Below are 19569 nucleotides of genomic sequence, written 5' to 3' on the forward strand. Positions count from 1 at the left end.
ATGTAGAACCAACTACCATCGGGATTGATTAAAGAATTATGTTGCCCCAAAAGGTGTTATGGCTCATCAATGCAAGGTTTTGCCGTCAAATACTACCTCTGCCACAATCAGAGCGTGGAGATTTCACGGACAAACCACAGGCACCGACCTTGTAGGATGAACGCCATAACAGGTACCTTTGCAACACAATTCTTATCAAAGCCCGATGGGGTGGTACATGGCAGACAGCATGGTACAGCAGTATGACTGAACGTTACAAGTGGAGATAAGGCTATAAAAGGTTTTTGCAGTCAAAGGAGAAAAGAGTCCACAAAGTTGCAGTATCTACAGGACAAAAAACACTTTAGTTTACCTTGGTTAGCTCTTATATATATGCTAACCTAAAGTAAACTGTATATATGTCCGTCTAAAACCCGAAAACCGTACGGGTCAGCTTACGTCAGAAACAGAAGTATAGAACCATAGAAGTGGTTCAAGAAGTCTTTCTTCCTTTGACTGCAAAATATTATCTTTGCACGAATCATAATGGCCCTGTAGGATTTAATATAATTTAACACTCTTTGTTGAATGCAAGGAAGAATAGCTTCAATATGCTGAATATCAGTAGTATATCATTGTATTGGCCCTTAATCTTTAGAAAAGGATGTTATCATACAAAGTAATATCCATTTGTACTTTTTCTATATGGTTTTATACTTACATTTGCATATCATTTGTACCTTGATAGCAGTAACTAACTGATTATCAATATACTTTATATTTGAGGAGGTGAAGTAAAATCGATAAGTAAACGTATATAAAAAGAGAATAGCTATAAATCAATGATTTATAGCTATTCTCTTTTTATATACGTCATTGTCCACAATTTTGTGTGATAGAAAACTCCAAGATTTAGTTTTTTTTATTTATACAATTTATTGGATAGTCTCGAATTTTATAAGAAGGTTTGTGTTAAATCGAAAACAGAGATATTCGAACAGTGTGAACAGTTATGGCAGTTGGATAACTGAGAAGTTGTAGTGGCGTGTGCCTATTCATTAAAAAAGTGTTATGAACCGAAAGATTTCTCGGTATGTATTTTATCTGGAAGCATGGATAAAATCGGATAATTGTTGGGTACATCAAGATGTTGCAGTAACTCTGATTATCCCTGCTCGAAAGGGTTTGTGTTTTGAAGATATACTTGAGATTACTACAGCTATGCTGTGCGATCAAGATGAGATGGTGTGAAAAGATTGCGGTTGGATGCTTAAAGTAGTGAGTGAATCACATTGGGATGAAGTTTTTGATTTCGTCGTACACTATAAGAATGCTATGTCACAAACAACTTTACGCTATGCGATTGAGAAGATACCTACCTATTTGAGAATATATCCTTATAAGGCGTAACAATGCTTGTTATGTTCCAAAACAATGCTTGGCGTTTTTTACAAAATGCTGTTCTATAATTGGTGTATATATCCGAAATTGTATAATTTTGCAGTATTCTTTTATTAATGTGTTAACCATTTCCACGAAAAAACTATCTATATGGATGCATATTCAATTTTATATTCACTGTATTGTCAAGTTATCAGGTCTGTTTTACTGAGTATGGTGTTTAGCTTTGTTATTATGCCGGTTGCCGCAGTAACGTCCATGCAAATAGATTCGGTATTATCTGCACTTGATACTGAAATAGACAATCGTCACAGTTACATTGTGGCAAAGGAAAAGCAGTTGATTCTGCTTAAAAACAAATTGGCTAACCTACCTACTGGAGAATCCCGTTTTGATTTATGTAGTATTCTGTATAGCGAATATCGAAATTATCAATTTGATTCAGTGTATGCCTATGCTGACAAGATGTATGATATCGCTATTGAAAACAACAATCAGTCAGAGCTCGTTCTAGCGCATGTGGCTCTCCTCGACTGTTACACTTCGGTGGGTTTCTTTAAGGAAGCCGCTGAAGTGGATAAGTTGATTAAAGTTACTGCTATTCCCAAAGCGGTTCTGCCACACTATTATACCTTAAAAGCACGTATGTTTCAAAATTTGGAGTCGTATGTAGGTCGTGAATCTAAATTGGGGCTTCGTTATGCTCATTCAAGGGAAACGTGTTATGATAGTATCTTGTCCCTGACTCCTGTTGGCAGCTATGAGCATGATTATGCAGCTATTGAGAAAAAGGTGATGTGGAAGTATCTACCGAGAGAATCTATTGATGAGCGCATCCGACTACTTAGGGTTCACCATTTGAACGATCATGAAAAAGCAATCAACTATTCTATATTGAGTAATACATATAAAGGTGTGGAGCAAGTAGATTCTGCAATATATTTTGCTGCCCTTGCAGTAATTTATGATATTCGCTCGTTAACTAGAGAAAATACAGCTGCTAAAGACCTTGCTATATTAATGCAGCAACGCGGTGACCTTAGTCGAGCAAGTCGATATATTCATTTAGCTCTTGATGATGCCAAAACCTATAATTCACGAATTCGTCAGATTGAGGTTAATTCTGTACTTCCATCAATAGAAAATGCACGTTATGTATGGCTTCGTAATACAAAGACCATGTTAATATATGCCATTTCATTATTTGGGCTGTTGCTTCTTCTTCTGTTTTTAATGTATGCTAAAATTAGAAGACGTAATAGAAGTTTGTGTGAGTCGAATGCAGCTATTCGTAGTAAAACTGAAGAACTCGATAAATCAAATGAACAGCTTTCTGAGCTGAACTTGAAACTGAAAGAAGTGAATGAAATCAAGGACCGTTACATTATTGAATCTATCAAAGCCAATCAATATGTAAACGAGGTTGCTGAGATGAGTAATACCGCCATACGTAAGTTGAATGATAAGAAATATGATGAAGTAAAATATTTGTTGTATGATATGGGGGTTAAAAAGGAATGGCAGCGGCTGTTTTCAGCTTTTGATAAAGCTTTTATGAAATTGTTTCCTAACTTCGTTGATGAATACAACAAGTTATTTCCAAAAGAATATCAGGTCAGCATCGATAGTTCTGGAGAATTGTCCACTGAAATAAGAATTTTTGCCCTGATGCGTGTTGGCATTAGTAATCCGACGGATGTGGCTAAATATTTAAATCTGTCTACCAATACGATATATGTATATAAAGCCAAAACCAAAGCTAAAGCACTTGTCCCTAAAGAGGAATTTGATGATTACATTATGGCAATTCCCAAAGTATAAGGGATAAAATCAGATTATAGCATTTGAGAAAATCTTTATTTGACCTTAATTATTTCATATCTGTAAAATGGGTAATAAGTTGATTATCATCTTATTATCCATTTTGTTTTTCTTAATTATCAGTTTTGTATTTTTATCTTGTATAATTGCATTCTATTTTTGTGATAGAATTTTAATCTCAATTAATTTAATATCATATCCATGAAAAACTTACTATCAAGATTTGTGTTATTAACATTGTTAGTTATGTCTGGTTGGACAACTATGTTGTTTGCTCAGGCAATCAATGTTTCGGGGACAGTTGTGGATGCGGAAACCGATGAGCCGCTCATTGGAGCAACTGTCAGACTAAAAGGGGTAGCCTCAAAAGGTTGCACTACGGATGTCGATGGCAACTTTTCTTTTACTGGGATTTTGCCTGAAGCAGTATTGGAAGTCAGTTATCTCGGTTATAAAAATCAGACTATCTCAGTTAATGGAATGAAGAGGCTCACTATCAAGTTATTACAGAATAGTGAACAGCTTAATGAAGTTGTGGTAATCGGTTATGGTACCATGGATAAGAAAGAATTGACTTCTTCAATTTCTCATATCAATGAGAAAGATTTTTTGAAGTCTACCTCTCTTGATGTATCTATGATGATTCAAGGTAAAGTACCCAGTGTATCAATTACTAATACCGGTGCAGCCGATCCTAATAATCAGGCTAGTATCCAGATTCGTGGCGTATCGTCGAGAAGTGCGGGAACCGGTCCGTTAATTGTGATTGATGGGATTCCCGGTGGAAATCTAACGAACATCAATCCCAACGATATTGCCAGTTTTGACATACTTAAAGATGGTGCAGCAGCAGCTATTTATGGAACACGTGGTTCTAACGGGGTGATTCTTGTGACAACCAAAAAAGGAACGCGTGACGGGCAGATACATACTTCTTATATGGGAACGGTTTCAGCAAGTGTTGCAAATCATGAATTGGATATGCTTACTGCCAAACAATATCGCGCATTGCGTATTCCGGGTGGTTATGGTAATGATCTTGGTGGAAATGATGATTGGTTAGATGCTGTGACGAGAACGGGTTGGATGCATCAGCATACATTATCGCTTAGTGGCGGAAACAATAAAAACAATTACCGTGTATCGATAGATTATCGTAAAGCTGAGGGAGTGGATTTGTACTCGTCACGGGAGGAATATGGTGGAAGAGCAGGCATACAGCAGACGACACGAAACGGACTATTCACTTTTACAGCTAATGTAGCTCCAAGGCTTATTAAACGTAAAAACTCATCTTGGGATGTATTTCGCAATACGTTGGAGATTAATCCCACGACTCCTATTATGGATGTAGACAATCCAGGTCAATATACTGCAATTACTGGTCAGGCTGCTGGATACAATCCTGTTGAGTTGATTAACCTTGAAGATAATACTTCGGAAACGAAACTTTTAGACTATGATGCTACTGCCAAACTTAACTTATTACCTTTATTATGGAAAGATTCTGAGAATGGGCAGATTTTAAATACACAGATTACGTTTGCTGGACACGAATCATCGAATTTCGATTCTTGGTTTCGTCCTTCTACTTCTACACTAGCTATCGCCCAAGGATATTCTGGTGAAGGATCGCGCAAATATGCAAAGCAGTCTCAACGTATTCTGGAATGGCTTACTAATTACAATGGTTCATTTTGCGGGCATAATGTAAAAGCCATGGTTGGTTATTCTTATCAGTATACAAAAGATCAGAATCTCTCTGGTGAGAACAAAGATTTTATAAATGACGGTATTGGTTCTAATAATCTCGGTACTGGCGATTGGGATAAGGAAGAAGGCCATGTGGGAGTGGGTTCATGGGCTGAAGATTCCAAGTTGATAGCTTTCTTTGGTCGTGTCAGCTATGACTGGAAAAGCCGCTACTTGCTAACTGCTTCACTACGGCATGAAGGTTCTTCAAAATTTGGTAAAGATCATAAGTGGGGGAACTTCCCTGCTGTTTCTGCCGGATGGCGTATATCGGAGGAGTCATTTATGCAGGATATTAGTTGGATTAATGATTTGAAAATTCGTGGTGATTACGGTGAAACCGGTAATCAGGATTTCGGCAACTACAGGTCACTCAGTACTATGTCAGGGTTTGGTTATTACTATTATAACGGACAGTGGTTACAAGTGTGGGGGCCAGGTAAAAATGTGAATAATGACTTGCATTGGGAAAAGGCAAAAAACTGGAATATTGGCATCGATTTTTCGCTATTAAACAATCGTATTTCCGGTTCTTTCAATTATTATAATCGTAAACAGCAGGATCTTTTGGGAGACTATAATGTTCCTGTTCCACCCTATTTGCATTCTACAACTTTTGTCAATGTTGGAACGATGAAAAATTCGGGATTTGAGTTTGACCTTCATTTTACTGCGATACAGTTGAAAGATTTTGACTACTCTATCGATTTTGTTGGGGCTACTATGGACAACAAGTTTGTTAATTTCAGTAATTCCGATTATGTGGGACAGGATTATTATGATATGGTTGAAACTTCTGATCCATATCCGCTCTATACCTTACAACGTATTTCTGCTGGTGAACGTATCGGTAATTTTTATATGTGGAAATATGCTGGTATTGATAAAAACGGTAATTTTATGATTTATGACCGGGAAGGTAATATAAAACCTGCTGCTAACGGAACAAATGATGACAAGCAAATTGTTGGTAATGGACTTCCAAAGTTTACCGCATCGATGACACACAATTTTCATTGGCGCAATTGGGATCTTTCCATTTTCTTTCGTGGTGCATTTGGTTATGATATTTTCAATGTACATGATTTCTACTATGGTACTCAGAGTTTTACAGGAAATGTCTTGCAAAAAGCATATACAAAAAATGCAGAAATAAAAGGTAAAAATGTGGTGACTGATTATTATTTGGAAAAAGGAGATTATGTGAAACTTGATATGCTTTCGTTAGGGTATACATGGCCCGTTAAATCTCATTTTCTAGAATCTGTCAAATTTTCGTTTACAGCAAAGAATCTTGCAACTTTTACCCGTTACAGTGGGGTAGACCCTTCTTCTATACAAACTAATGGATTGACACCGGGAGCTACTGGTTCACGTACATATTATCCGAGTTGCCGTCAGTTTATTCTTGGCGTACAACTTGATTTCTAAACTTATAAAATTTTAAAATCATGAAATCTAAAATATTGGCCATTATAGGCGGATTCGTTTTCACTGTCATTACAACTGGATGCACGGATTTGAGTGAGACTGTATATAGTGATGTTATGAGTGATAATTACTATAACACTAAGACAGATGTTATACGAGCAGCTCTTCGCCCCTTTGAACATGCTTATTGGTCTATTCAATCAAATATTCCTCTTAACGAACTAACGGCAGACCAAATAATGACCTGTACACGTGATGGGTGGTGGGATGATGCTGGACAATGGCGGGCTCTTCAATACCATGAGTTAACTCCTGAAAGTAAATATCTTGATATGGAATGGGATGGTTGCTACACAGGTATTATGCAAAGTAATTACATAATAGATGATCTTAGTAGATTGGATCCTGCTGATTTTGGCTTTTCCGAGCAGGAATTCAGTAATCTGAAAGCTCAGAATCGTGCTCTTCGAGCTTGGCTGTATCTGCGTTTACTTGATAAGTTCCGAAATGTTCCTCTCTATACTTCTTCTGATCCTAAAAGTGGATCTGGCGAACAAGTCTCTTCCCAAAAGCTGTTTACTTTTATAGAAGATGAACTAAAAGAAATCCTCCATCTAATCAATGCTAAATCGGGGCTTGGTGGCAACGGTAACGAACAAGGGCAATGGACCCAAGCTGGAGTTGCGGCATTATTGGTACGCTTATATCTGAATGCTGAAGTATATATTGGAGAAGCACGTTGGACAGAGTGCATTACGTATGCCCAGAAAATAGTTGATGGAGAATATGGACCCTATCAGGTAGCAGACCGTTGGGATGAAGTATTTGACTGGAATAATGATATTTCTGATGAGGTTCTCTTCGCTTTTCCCAGTAGTCAGAATTATACTTTTTGGCTTTACAAAGGTGATACGTTTTGGTGGAGCGTCCCACAACAGATGGAATATTACGTTAATGATTCCAAAAGCGAAGGTGGTGATCATAACTGCAAATATGCCCTTACTCCAAGCTATGATCTGAATGGTAAACTTTACAGTTATACACTCGGTAATACTGCTCAGAAATTTCGTAATTATCCTGAAGATGTCAGATTGAAACTTTACAAAAATCTTGGTAACAACAAACGTGAGGGGTTGTTCCTGTTTGGTTCTATTCCTGTTGTAAAAGATGGGGTGAGGGGGAATATGACCTCCCCTGATGGTAGTTATGAATTGTATATTCGTGATGCTGTCGGACAATTTAAGGGACTACGTCCTAATCAATGGCCTATAAACAAAACTAGTAATCTCCGTTCAGGAGACCATCAGTCCGGATGGCATTATGTAAAGTATCCATTCTATAGTGATGATGAATCCGGTCAAATGGAATCGGATTTTGTGGAAATACGCCTTCCGGAAATCATATATGCTTTAGCAGAGTGTCGTTTTCGTTTGGGGGAATTGTCGAAAGCTGGAATTTTACTCAATTCCGTGCGTAAACGCAATTATCCACAAGAGAGATGGAGTGATTATCTTTATGTTCCGGAAGGAGGTGTTGCACTTGATGAACAGGAACTCTTGGATGAGTGGGGACGCGAGTTTCTTGGTGAAGGACGTCGTCGTGTCGATTTGATTCGTTTCGGGAAATTCAATACAGGTTCATGGTGGGATAAGACGCCCGATGAAGATGATCATACAAAGATTTTCCCCATTCCGCGTAAATCATTGGATACAAACCATAATCTTAAACAAAATCCTGGCTATTGATGCCGCAAACTTATTTGAACTTTTAAACAATGAAACAAAAGATGAAGACAATATATAATTACCTATTATTGATAGTGGGATTCTTCTTCACAGTGTTGCTGAATAGCTGTGATGCAGAAAAGGAACTAAAGGTTGTTGAAACGGGTGATGCTTCACTCTATGAACAGATTTATATTCTTGGTTATGGGGCAGAAAACAATTTTGATTCTAATTTGGCTGTTCCGATGGAAAAAACATCTAATCCGAATATATTTACTTGTCAAATAGAATTGCGTTATTACGGTGACAATAAACAATTTAAATTTTGTACTGCACGAGGTGATTGGGATAAAATTTATTATATCATCCCTTCCTCAGGCGTGGTGGGTGGAAAATCTTATGCTTATACTACATTTGGAGAGAATGCACCTAATAATGCACGTCTTTGTTCAGAACTGACCGGAGATCTTGAAGACCATTTTTGGGGTATTCATGAAGGAGAAGATGGTATTTACGATATCACTATTAATGTGAAAGATATGACGGTAACTGTTGTATTAGTAAAGAAACTTGATGAAAAAGAGTTTGAACTAAATCAACTTTTTATTATTGGAGATGCTACCCCGGCTGGTTGGGATATTAATAATCCCTATCCAATGGAAAATATTTCACCAAATGTGTTTCAGTATGAAGGAGCGCTTAGACAGGGGGAGATGAAATGCCCTATTAATAATAATGGAAAATATGAAGATGAGTTTCTTATGCCTGTTGTAGCGGGAACAGTCATAAATAAATCGGGTGTTGCTGACGTAGCTGTGGAGTATGTGCCTACCGGTAATCCTGATAGCAAATGGAACATTGAGACCCCCGGCAATTATAGAATTATAGTAGACGCTTCGAAGGGTAAAAAGAACATTACTATTACTGCGACTTGGCTTAGTGAAATTGAATTAGGACCAGAACTTTATATGCTTGGAAATGCATCTGGCAAATGGAATTCACCTGATGGGCTATATATGGATTCGTCCGATGGGAATATCTTCACTTGGGAGGGAGAAATCCATTATAATACAGAAAATAAGCAGTTCAAATTTTGTACAGAAAAAGGTGAATGGGACCAAGTTGATTTTCTTGTTCCGGAAAATGCTACTGCTGACGGGTATATCGAAGTCATACAGCCTGGAACCTATAGGTTGCAACGTTGCTCACAAGGTGAAGGTACACTAAAAGATGCATTTTTCGGAATACCGGAAGAAGGTAGTGCCGTATACAAAATTATAGTGGATGTTGAATCCTTAACAGTTACGTTAGAAAAGGTTCGCGATCTTGACAAACCAGAGATTAACGAATTGTATATACAGGGGGTTGCGGGTAATTCTGGTACTGATTCAAATGATCCGGGAGTACAATTGATATATGATGAGGCATCCAAACGTTTTAGTTGGGAAGGTGAACTTTATTATACTGAGGCAGAAGGAAATCGTCAATTCAATTTCATTACATCTAAAGGAAATTGGGATCAAGTGGTTTTCCTTATACCAGAAAAAGGCGATAGTGATGGATATCGTGAGTTAGTAGAAGACAGTGGCATTTATAGGATGAAGAAAGTTCAGGGACCTGGTAATCCGTTGGCTGCGTCATGGGGTATTTCTCTAGAAAACAGTGGAAAATATCGAATCGAAGTCGATGTCGAGGGAATGACACTTTACGTGTTCAAGATAGAGTAAATTTGTAATTATAGTAATAAACTATTAAATCAAAATGATATGAATATTAGAAGTATATTTTTGTGTGGACTTGTTTTTGTTTCAGTAGTAGTCAGTGCTCGTGATAGTAGATTTACGAGACATGGCGCTGGTCCTCTTTATTGGATGGCCTACGAACAGTGTTTTGTAACTGATAGCCCATTGGCCGAGGATCGTTATCAAAAATCGGTAGATTGGGTAGCCAAGAATTTTCTCTCTTACGGTTATGATATGGTATGCACTGATGGTTGGATTGAAAGAGCACAAACTGTAAATGAAAATGGATATATAACGAAGTATAATGACGCTTGGAGTCATGATTTTGCCTATTGGATCGATTATAACAAGAAGAAAGGTTTGAAAACAGGGATTTATTACGATCCGTTGTGGATGTCGAGAAAAGCTTATGAGAACAATTTACCAGTGAAAGGCTCTACAAAGACCACTCGTGATATCAAGGGAAATGTTAATTTTAATGATTATCTTTATTGGGTAGATACAGATAAGGAGGGTGCTGAACAGTGGATTAAAGGGTATGTACGTTATTTTATTGATCTTGGATTCTCATTTCTTAGAATAGATTTTCTGAACTATTACGAAGATGCTTATGGTACAGAACGTTATGTGAAGGCTCTTCGTTGGATTAAGGAAGAAGCGGGTGATGAAATTTTTATCTCTTTGGTAATGCCCAATTGTTTCGATCATGCCGCTAACGAAATTCCATACGGTGATCTTTTTCGTATTAGTGAGGATGTTTTCGGTGGGGGATGGGATTTTATCAGTAATCGTCGTCGTGGCATTCAACAAGACCGTTGGGCACAGTGGGGCAATGCTTTTGATGGTTTTGTTGGATTTAGTGATGTAGCCGCCCGTGGGCAAATCATGATGGATGGCGACTTTATTAGGTTAAATACTTGTGAAAGTGATACAGAACGTCAGTTTTGGGTATCACTAATGGCTATAACCGGTTCGCCCATAGCTATTGCCGATCAGTATGATACAGCTAATGGGTGTGAGCGTTTTTATCAAAACGAGGAAATTCTGGCACTTAATAAAATGGGATTTAGTGCACGTCCAATGTCGGGTAATCCATCAGAAATTGCAAGCTCGAAATGGGTGGGGCAATTGCCTAATGGTGAGTGGATTGTTGGATTGTTCAACAGAGAGGAAGAAGCTTCAAATATGTCTATTAACTTTTTGCGTGATTTAGGTATTAAAGAAGGAAAAGTTAGTAATATACGTGATCTTTGGACTCATTCTGATTTAGGTGCTTTTGAAGGTGCTTATAAAGTTAACATACCTGCACATGGATGTCGTATTCTTCGTATCACATCTTCATGCAAACGTTATCAGGCTGAAGTTGCTGCTCTACGTGGCAGTGTAAAAGTTCAAAAGTAACAACCGATTATTAATTTGTAAGAAATGACTGAAATGAAAAAGATTATATTTTCCTTTTTTATAGCGATAACAGTAGGACTGATGTCTTGCAAAAACGATTGGACAATAGACGATGCGGATTTACCGCCGATAGCGGAGAACTCTGACGGGTTTGGTTATGTGGGTAATTTTACGGGTGAAGGCGCTTCTGTGCTCTTTGCTGTTGAGGTACCTGTGACTGGCGATTATACAGTTATTGTGCGAGGACGTGCTTCCTCTGATATTCCGGGTGCTGGTGTTTTTAAGGTAAACGGAGATGAGAAGCAGATTTCTTTTGATGAACAATATGTTTGGAAAGATCAGACTGTAACTGTAAGACTTAACCAAGGCGTGAATGATGTTGATATCTGTAAGGGTAGTGGTAATGGTATGTTCTTTATTGATTATATTGAATTGAAATGATACATAAAATTTTTATTAGTTGCTTCTTTGTATTATGTTCGAGCATGTTGATGATGGGTAGTAATACCCATCATATAGCATCCCCGGATGGGCATATAATAGTGACGTTCGAGGTTTCTAAAAAAGGGGAGATCTTTTATCGGATTGTTCGTGGCGGAGAAGTAGTGTTGTCGCAATCGAGATTGGGCTTGAAGCTAAAAGACGTTCCTGACATGATTACCGGATTTTCAGTTGCTAGTATTCGGCGTAATACTGTTTCGGAATCGTGGAATCCGGTATGGGGTGAAGAATCGGTAATTGAAAATAACTATAATGAGATGGCGCTTGATCTCGTGCAGAAGAAAATAGCTCCAGGTCGTGAGATTAGTGTTGTATTTCGCGTATTTAATGATGGTGTCGGATTTCGTTATGAATTTCCGCGTCAAGCACAATTGGGTGACTTTGTAATCATGGATGAACTTACCGAATTTACTTTTGCAGATAACCATACGAGTTGGTCACTTCCAGTAGAAGGGATACGTTTTTACGAAGGTCTATTTCGTGAACTCCCTATAGATAAGATAGGATGGGCGAGTACTCCGGTCACCATACGTACTGACAAAGGATTGCATATAGCACTTCATGAAGCTAATTTGACAGATTTCGCTGCTATGAATGTACGAGCTACACCGGGAAGTAATGTACTTCGTGCTGCGCTTACACCATGGAGTAGTGGTGAAAAGGTATTTGTTACTGGTGTACGGGTAAGTCCATGGCGTACACTGATAATCGCTGACAATGCCAGTAACATGATGCTTTCACGTCTCATGCTTAATTTGAATGAACCTTGTCGGATAATGGATACTTCGTGGATAAAGCCGCAACGCTATCTTGGTGTTTGGTGGTGTTACCACATGAAAACTCACACATGGTATGATGGACCACAGCATGGAGCTACAACAGAAAATACTATTCGTTATATGGATTTCGCTGCTAAAAATAATTTTGGTGGAGTATTGGTGGAAGGTTGGAATCCAGATTGGAAGTCATGGAATTTTGATTATGTACATCCGTATAAGGATTTTGACATTACACATATTAATAATTATGGACGTAGTAAAGGAGTTGCACTTATTGGCCATCATGAAACGGGTGGGCGAATTGCTAATTATGAAAGGCAGATGGAAGATGCATTTAAACTTTATCGGCAAAATGGAATGCACTATGTCAAAACCGGTTATGTTGGAGATTTGCTAGATAATAAAGAATACCATAGTAGTCAGTTTGGGGTGAGACATTACCGTAAGGTGATTGAGACTGCCGCCAAATATCAGATTGCCATCGACAATCATGAGCCTGTCATTCCCACAGGGTTACAACGTACTTGGCCGAACTTAATGACTCAAGAAGGAGTACGCGGACAAGAATGGAATGCATGGAATGAAGAAGGTGGTAATCCGCCGGAACATACAGTGACTTTACCATTCACCCGGGGATTGGCTGGCCCTATGGATTTTACTCCGGTTATATTCAATTTTGAGAATGACGCAATGCCACAGACACATCCCAATACAACACTTGCCAAGCAACTGGCACTGTTTGTGATTCTCTATTCGCCGCTTCAAATGGCTGCTGATATGATTGAAAATTACGAGAATAATCCTGGTCCATTTCAATTTGTTTGTGATTGTCCTACCGATTGGGATAAAACGACTTATCCGGAAGCTGAGATTGGGAAATATATAACTGTTGCCCGTAAAAGTAAAGGTCATGATTCTTGGTATTTGGCTACTGCTACTGGTGCAGAAGCCCGTATAGCTAATATCAGTCTTTCTTTTCTAGATGCTAACAGTAAATATAAGGCTATTATTTATCGCGATGGATGTGATGCTGATTGGGAAAGGAATCCTTATCCGGTAGAGATTGAAACTCGTGAAGTAACTGCTAATACGACGCTTTCAATTCCTGTTGCTCGTGGCGGTGGTGCTGTTGCAAAATTATTTAAAATATAATCTTTGTATTATTTTGACATTTATGATAACTCAACTATTTAAATCTTTAAGTTTGGCATTTTGCTTGGCATGTACAACCTCAGCTTTTGCCGAACAGCTATTTTCATCGCCTGACGGCAATCTGAAAATGAATTTTTCTTTATCTTCAGAAGGGCGTCCGACTTATGCGTTGTATTATAAGGGGAAAACTGTTATAAAGCCAAGTGGACTTGGATTTATGCTAAAAAACTCAGACCAATTATTTGAAAAGTTTAAAATGACTGCTGTAACAAATGATTCGTTGAATGAAACGTGGCAACCTGTATGGGGAGAAGAATCGGTCATACGTAATCATTACAATGAAGTGCTAGTAGATCTCAGGCAAGCGGATACCAATCGTCTAATGTCTATACGTTTTAGACTTTTTAATGATGGACTCGGTTTTCGATATGAGTTCCCACAGCAGCGCGAATTAAGTTATTTTGTTATCACAGACGAGTGCACGGAGTTTGCTATGTCGGGTGATATGACGGCCTATTGGATTCCAGGAGATTATGATACACAGGAATATGATTACACACGTAGTCGGCTTTCGGAAATACGTGGATTAATGGAAAAATCGATTTCTGACAACTTGTCACAGACGTCTTTTTCGCCTACTGGAGTACAAACTTCATTGATGTTAAAGACCGATGATGGTTTATATATTAATCTTCATGAAGCTGCTTTAGTTAATTATCCGGCTATGCACCTCAATCTTGATGATAAAAATTATGTATTTAAGTCATGGCTTACGCCCGATGTCAATGGGGAGATGGCATATATGCAAAGTGCCTGCTATACACCTTGGCGCACCATCATTGTCTCCGATGATGCCCGTGACATTCTCGCCTCCCGTATCACGCTCAATCTTAATGAACCATGTAAACTCAAGGACACTTCATGGATATTTCCTACCAAGTATATTGGTGTTTGGTGGGAGATGATTACTGGGAAAAGCGATTGGAGCTATACATGGGATTTTCCTAATATTCATCTTGGAAAAACAGATTATACCCATGCTAAGCCTCATGGACGTCATGGGGCTACTACAAAGAAAGTGAAACGATATATAGATTTTGCAGCGGAACATGGTTTTGACGCCGTGCTAGTTGAGGGATGGAATATCGGTTGGGAAGATTGGTTTGGTAATTTTAAGGAAGATGTATTTGATTTTGTTACCCCCTATCCTGATTTTAATTTGCCTGAAATACGGGATTATGCCAAGTCCAGAGGCATAAAGATGATTATGCATCACGAAACATCTGGTGCTGTACGCAATTATGAACGTCGTATGGATCAAGCATATCAGTTTATGGTGGATAATGGATATAAGGCTGTTAAAAGTGGTTATGTTGGTGATATAATACCCAAAGGTGAACATCATTATACTCAGCGAATGGTTAATCATTATCAGTATGCTGTTGAAAAGGCTGCTGATTACAAGATTATGGTAAATGCTCATGAGGCAGTACGTCCTACTGGTCTTTGCCGAACATGGCCCAACCTTATTAGTAATGAGTCTGCACGTGGATCTGAGTATCAGGCTTTTGGAGGAAGTAAGCCGAGCCATACAACGATACTACCATTTACCCGTCTTATTGGTGGTCCGATGGATTATACTCCGGGGTTGTTTGAGAATGATATAACAAAATATAATTCTGATAAAAAATCGTGGGTGAATACTACACTTGCCCACCAGCTCTCGTTATATGTCACAATGTCAAGTCCGCTTCAGATGGCTGCCGATCTTCCGGAAACTTATGAGAAATATCTCGACGCTTTTCAGTTTATTAAAGATGTGGCCCTTGATTGGGATAAAAGTTATTACCTTGAAGCTGAACCAATGGAATATATAACTGTAGCTCGATGTGCAAAGAATACTGACAATTGGTTTGTAGGTGGTACTAACGGTGAAGTTCCTCGTATTGCGACAATTGATTTTTCATTTCTTCCTACAGGGCAAAAGTATATTGCTACGATTTATCGTGATGGTAAGAAGGCTCATTATCGTAATAATCCCACAGATTATGTGATTGAGACAAAGACTGTCACTAATAAAACAACGTTGAAAATTAGCACTGCATCTGGTGGAGGTTTTGCTATTTCACTTGTACCGAAAGCTTCTTAGGTCCTGTTTAATTTTGTACGCTATACTCTCTTTGGGAAGTATAGGTTATCATTCTTTCGAATAAAATAGCGACTTTGTATCATTTAATTCGTAGGACTATACTTCTACGAATTAAATGATACAAAGTTAAGTAGGTATAGATAACTACCGAAAGGTATAGATAGATAAATCCGCATAGCTCAATGAGTTATGCGGATTTTCTTTTTAGTTAAACTTTGTATTTCTTTTGTTATATTCGGATATTAGCTGTATTATTGTGCCATAATTGTACCAACACTTATTGGTAGATAATGTGACACTTAACAAGCATAAGTAATAATAAAGTAGAATTGTATGGGTGCAGCAAAGTTTGAGATAACAAGGAAATGCAAGATTTGCGGTGAGCCATTCGTCGCAAAGACTATCACGTCTTGGTATTGCTCACCAAGATGTTCTAAAGTTGCATTTAAGCGCAGGAAAGATGAAGAGAAAAGAAATGAACGTTTGGATGCTATAGCCAAAGCTATTCCCAATGACCAGGAGTACATAACAGTTCCCGAAGCCTATTCTTTGTTTGGCATCAGTAAGGAAACCCTTTATCGCCAAATCCGAAAGGGCGTTATTCCAAGTGTTAATGTAGGGCAACGCCAAACACGGGTAAGCAAAGAAACGCTTATGGAGATGTACCCTCTAAGGAAGAGTCTGCTTAAAAAGCAGCCCAAGCCCATTCCCAAGCTGTATAGTTTGGAACCAAAGGATTGCTACACGATACAGCAAGCGTGTGAGAAATATCACATGAATGACAGTACACTCTATCTTCAAATCAGAAAGTTTTCAATTCCTACTCGGCAAATCGGCAATTTCGTATATGTGCCCAAAAAGGGAATAGACAATCTCTATAAATAAGCATCCTTATGAAGAAATCTCTATCCCACACCCGTGTTTCCGTGAAACTTCGCAAGGCAGAGTTTCGAAAGAAGAAATAACCTTTTCTTTTCGCCAATTTTAAAGTTTGTAACTCTCATAGTTTGAGGAAGAAATGAACTCTTTTATTTCTTCTTCTGTTGGAAGTTCTATCCTATACTTCTGTACAAAGATATTTGGGTCTAATCCGGCAGTGGCATACTTTACTAATGTATCTCCCTTTTCAGTGCAAAGCAGAATACCGATAGGTGGATTATCATCCGGCTGCATCACTTCCGCTTTGAAATAGTTCAGATACATATTTAGTTGCGAAGCATACTCATGGTGGAACTTGTCTATCTTCAATTCTACAATAACATGACATTTCAAAATACGATGATAGAACACAAGGTCGGCAAAGAAATAATCTTCATCAATCAAGATGCGTTTTTGCCGGGCTTCAAAGCAGAAGCCATGTCCCATTTCCAATAGGAAGCGTTGCAAGTTGTCAAGAATGGATTGTTCCAAATCGTTTTCCGTCACTAATGCACGTTCATTCAACCCTAAGAACTCCAAAGTAACAGGGGTATTGATAACATCTTTAGGTTGTAATAAGGTTGCTTGTTGCTGGACTAAAGCGGAGAGGGCTTCTTTGTTTTTGGATAGTCCGCTACGTTCGTAATATAAAGATGCGATTTGTCGCTCTAACTCCTTTACAGACCAGCAGCCACGCATGGTTTCCATTTCATAGAAAGCACGTTTTACCGGGTTCTCAATTCCCGATATGGTATTTAAATGGGTGGAAGATAATCTGTTGAATAATCTATCAGCCGGAATCATCCACGTTTCGGTTTGTGGGTATTCTGTTGATAGTTTCCAAACGCCATTTTCAGATTCGGCGGTCACCAACCGCCGAATTGGTTCAGTGAATTCGGCGGTCAATGACTGCCGAATTTGAATTTGTGATGCAATGTATTGTGTAACAGGTTCTTTTAGTTGTGGATAAACGAGGTACAGCCGCCTAAATTCACGGAATCTACGTTCGTTCAGACCTTTTGTTTTCAGTCGTTGTTCCAGTTTTTTCAACAATTGTTCACCGTAGGCGGCACGGTCTTCTCCGTTCTGCTCAAACTCCACGATATAGCACCCCATAAGCCAGTTACGGGAAGTAAGGGCAAGGTTTACAGCGTGTGCGGCTTGTGCCTGCAACGTGTTCTGTATCGTGCTGATATGTTTTACTAATGCTTCAAAGTTCATAGTTACAAAGATAAGTCTTTTATGGTTAAAACTTTAGTTCGGGCAAGCTGTTTATTGCTTCCTCTTTCAATTTATCCACCGCACGGGTGTATTTCTCCGTATGCTTCAATCCGCTATGCCCTAAAAGGCTGGCTACGGTTTTGATATTTGCCCCATTGTTCAGAATGTTCACGGCAAACGAATGTCGGGCACAATGCCAGCTTATATGTTTGTCTATTCCGGCTCTCTTTACCCAACGTTTTACTGATTTACAGCAGCTTTCGTAAGTAGGTAAATCGAATATCAAGCAGTTTTTATCTGCCGGGGCTTCACCAATGATAGACAATAGACCATCATTCAGGGGAATAACTACACCACTACTGGCAGAATGTCCCTTTGTCTTACTTTGCTCAAATTTCAATAACCGATTAGCGTAATCCACATTCTTATAGGTAAGGTCTTTTACATCACAGAAACGCAGACCGCAGTATAAGCAGAAGATAAAAGCACGTCTGACATTCGGGTTCTCGTTGTCATAATGGCAAGCCGCCAACTTTTGTATTTCTTCGGGAGAAAGAACATCTTTCCGAAGCATTTGGCTATCCACTTTGCAGGTAACACTTTTGCATGGGTCTTTCAACATTACATCGTGGTCAATCGCATATCGAATAACTTTCTTGAAACGCTGGTAAATGCTTTTAGCCCCTTCACCTACACTTCGGGATTGCAGGTAGGCTACAAACTGCTCCATCATTTCTTTGGTGATAAGTTCCGGTTTGATACTAAACTCATTCATGGGGTATTGCTCTTTTAAGAAGTCCTTAAAACGGCTAAGTGCAATTTGTACCATGCGAATATCTTTCTTGGTATAACTGTTGATATAGGCTTGGAAATAGTCTAAGAAATTGACCGTTCTATCTTTTTTTAACCGATAGCCCAACATACTTTCTTTAAACTCCTGTTCACGCTCCGCACGTATCTTTGTAGCAAGCTCCAACGTTTCTTTGTTCTGCTGACGTTCTGCAGGGGTACGGGGCTTATCTATCAGATACAGACTAAGGTTTTCTTTTCGCCTGTTGTGCTTTACTGCAAACTTGGGCTTACCTTGCATCTTTCCACTATCATAGTACACTTGATTGCCGTTTTTATCTAATACGGGCTTTTCCTCTCTACCTAAATAATACTCTAAGTAAAGGCTAATTCTACCATCCGAGAGCTTATTTTGTTCTAACTTGGGGTTTTCTTTCGTTTTATTTTCTAACTTTGCCATTGTTTAGAGGTTTTATCCCGATTTAGGTACCATAACCGGGTGATTACGCTAAATAGTTGATTTTCTTTTGTTTTCCGATATTGCAAAGGTACAAAAGAAAATGATATTTCAAAGTGTACTAAAAGTGTACTGAATAACGGAAAATGGGCAAAATATGGCAAAAATAGAGAAAATAGGAAATATACAAGTGATTGATAATAAAGAAGATATGTTCTTTTATTTTCCTATGATTTCTATGGCTTGTACCGGGTCTGGGTACTGAAGAGGTTGTGTCAAAACGTTGGCACAACCTCTTTTATATTTTACAGTTCTGCTATATTTTCTTTTGGCTATGCTGCTTTTTCCTCAT

At 38.5% G+C, this 19569-nt stretch carries 12 protein-coding genes; 10 read left to right on the forward strand and 2 right to left on the reverse strand.

The window, feature by feature from the left end; translation table 11 throughout:
• Positions 1 to 1245 precede the first annotated feature (1245 nt).
• The 10 genes from KQP79_RS24115 to KQP79_RS24160 all read left to right on the forward strand — a co-directional run bounded on the left by KQP79_RS24115 (position 1246) and on the right by KQP79_RS24160 (position 16717).
• Positions 1246 to 1389 carry a DNA alkylation repair protein gene (locus KQP79_RS24115; protein WP_081030034.1) on the forward strand — a complete coding sequence of 48 codons (144 nt, stop codon included), beginning with the start codon at positions 1246 to 1248 and terminating at the stop codon, positions 1387 to 1389.
• A gap of 141 nt (positions 1390 to 1530) precedes the next feature.
• On the forward strand, positions 1531 to 3201 hold the full coding sequence (locus KQP79_RS24120; protein WP_025868201.1) for a DUF6377 domain-containing protein: 1671 nt from the start codon (positions 1531 to 1533) through the stop codon (positions 3199 to 3201).
• A gap of 201 nt (positions 3202 to 3402) precedes the next feature.
• Positions 3403 to 6384, forward strand: coding sequence for a SusC/RagA family TonB-linked outer membrane protein (locus KQP79_RS24125; protein ID WP_032579569.1), 2982 nt, complete (start codon positions 3403 to 3405; stop codon positions 6382 to 6384).
• A gap of 20 nt (positions 6385 to 6404) precedes the next feature.
• Positions 6405 to 8129, forward strand: coding sequence for a RagB/SusD family nutrient uptake outer membrane protein (locus KQP79_RS24130; RefSeq protein WP_050444320.1), 1725 nt, complete (start codon positions 6405 to 6407; stop codon positions 8127 to 8129).
• 41 nt (positions 8130 to 8170) lie between these two features.
• Complete coding sequence (locus KQP79_RS24135) at positions 8171 to 9835, forward strand: SusF/SusE family outer membrane protein (RefSeq protein WP_172681606.1); 1665 nt, start codon at positions 8171 to 8173, stop codon at positions 9833 to 9835.
• 39 nt (positions 9836 to 9874) lie between these two features.
• Positions 9875 to 11251, forward strand: a complete 1377-nt coding sequence (locus KQP79_RS24140) for an alpha-galactosidase (RefSeq protein WP_025868204.1) — start codon at positions 9875 to 9877, stop codon at positions 11249 to 11251.
• Positions 11252 to 11284: 33 nt separating this feature from the next.
• The gene (locus tag KQP79_RS24145; RefSeq protein WP_162173726.1) at positions 11285 to 11692 is read left to right on the forward strand and encodes a CBM35 domain-containing protein; all 408 of its coding nucleotides are present in this window, start codon (positions 11285 to 11287) and stop codon (positions 11690 to 11692) included.
• Positions 11689 to 13683 (forward strand): glycoside hydrolase family 97 protein, encoded by a 1995-nt coding sequence (locus KQP79_RS24150; protein ID WP_032579563.1) that lies wholly within the window; start codon positions 11689 to 11691, stop codon positions 13681 to 13683. Before KQP79_RS24145 ends, KQP79_RS24150 begins: the two co-directional genes overlap by 4 nt.
• A gap of 22 nt (positions 13684 to 13705) precedes the next feature.
• Entirely contained in the window at positions 13706 to 15832 is a 2127-nt protein-coding gene (locus KQP79_RS24155) for a glycoside hydrolase family 97 protein (protein WP_025868206.1), read from the forward strand.
• Between the two features lie 333 nt (positions 15833 to 16165).
• Entirely contained in the window at positions 16166 to 16717 is a 552-nt protein-coding gene (locus KQP79_RS24160; protein WP_032579560.1) for a helix-turn-helix domain-containing protein, read from the forward strand.
• 99 nt (positions 16718 to 16816) lie between these two features.
• On the opposite strand, the gene KQP79_RS24165 is transcribed toward KQP79_RS24160, so the two are convergent.
• Complete coding sequence (locus KQP79_RS24165; RefSeq protein ID WP_025867454.1) at positions 16817 to 17971, reverse strand: PDDEXK nuclease domain-containing protein; 1155 nt, start codon at positions 17969 to 17971, stop codon at positions 16817 to 16819.
• Between the two features lie 25 nt (positions 17972 to 17996).
• The gene (locus KQP79_RS24170; RefSeq protein ID WP_008776926.1) at positions 17997 to 19220 is read right to left on the reverse strand and encodes a site-specific integrase; all 1224 of its coding nucleotides are present in this window, start codon (positions 19218 to 19220) and stop codon (positions 17997 to 17999) included.
• Positions 19221 to 19569 lie beyond the last annotated feature (349 nt).

The sequence above is a fragment of the Bacteroides sp. DH3716P genome (assembly GCF_025914115.1).
Lineage (GTDB): Bacteria > Bacteroidota > Bacteroidia > Bacteroidales > Bacteroidaceae > Bacteroides > Bacteroides ovatus.

Excerpts from the sequence above, each read along its gene's own strand:
- KQP79_RS24115 (WP_081030034.1), top strand. The coding sequence starts at position 1,246 with ATGCTTAAAGTAGTGAGTGAATCACATTGGGATGAAGTTTTTGATTTC.
- KQP79_RS24120 (WP_025868201.1), top strand. The coding sequence starts at position 1,531 with ATGGATGCATATTCAATTTTATATTCACTGTATTGTCAAGTTATCAGG.
- KQP79_RS24125 (WP_032579569.1), top strand. The coding sequence starts at position 3,403 with ATGAAAAACTTACTATCAAGATTTGTGTTATTAACATTGTTAGTTATG.
- KQP79_RS24130 (WP_050444320.1), top strand. The coding sequence starts at position 6,405 with ATGAAATCTAAAATATTGGCCATTATAGGCGGATTCGTTTTCACTGTC.
- KQP79_RS24135 (WP_172681606.1), top strand. The coding sequence starts at position 8,171 with ATGAAGACAATATATAATTACCTATTATTGATAGTGGGATTCTTCTTC.
- KQP79_RS24140 (WP_025868204.1), top strand. The coding sequence starts at position 9,875 with ATGAATATTAGAAGTATATTTTTGTGTGGACTTGTTTTTGTTTCAGTA.
- KQP79_RS24145 (WP_162173726.1), top strand. The coding sequence starts at position 11,285 with ATGAAAAAGATTATATTTTCCTTTTTTATAGCGATAACAGTAGGACTG.
- KQP79_RS24150 (WP_032579563.1), top strand. The coding sequence starts at position 11,689 with ATGATACATAAAATTTTTATTAGTTGCTTCTTTGTATTATGTTCGAGC.
- KQP79_RS24155 (WP_025868206.1), top strand. The coding sequence starts at position 13,706 with ATGATAACTCAACTATTTAAATCTTTAAGTTTGGCATTTTGCTTGGCA.
- KQP79_RS24160 (WP_032579560.1), top strand. The coding sequence starts at position 16,166 with ATGGGTGCAGCAAAGTTTGAGATAACAAGGAAATGCAAGATTTGCGGT.
- KQP79_RS24165 (WP_025867454.1), bottom strand. The coding sequence starts at position 17,971 with ATGAACTTTGAAGCATTAGTAAAACATATCAGCACGATACAGAACACG.
- KQP79_RS24170 (WP_008776926.1), bottom strand. The coding sequence starts at position 19,220 with ATGGCAAAGTTAGAAAATAAAACGAAAGAAAACCCCAAGTTAGAACAA.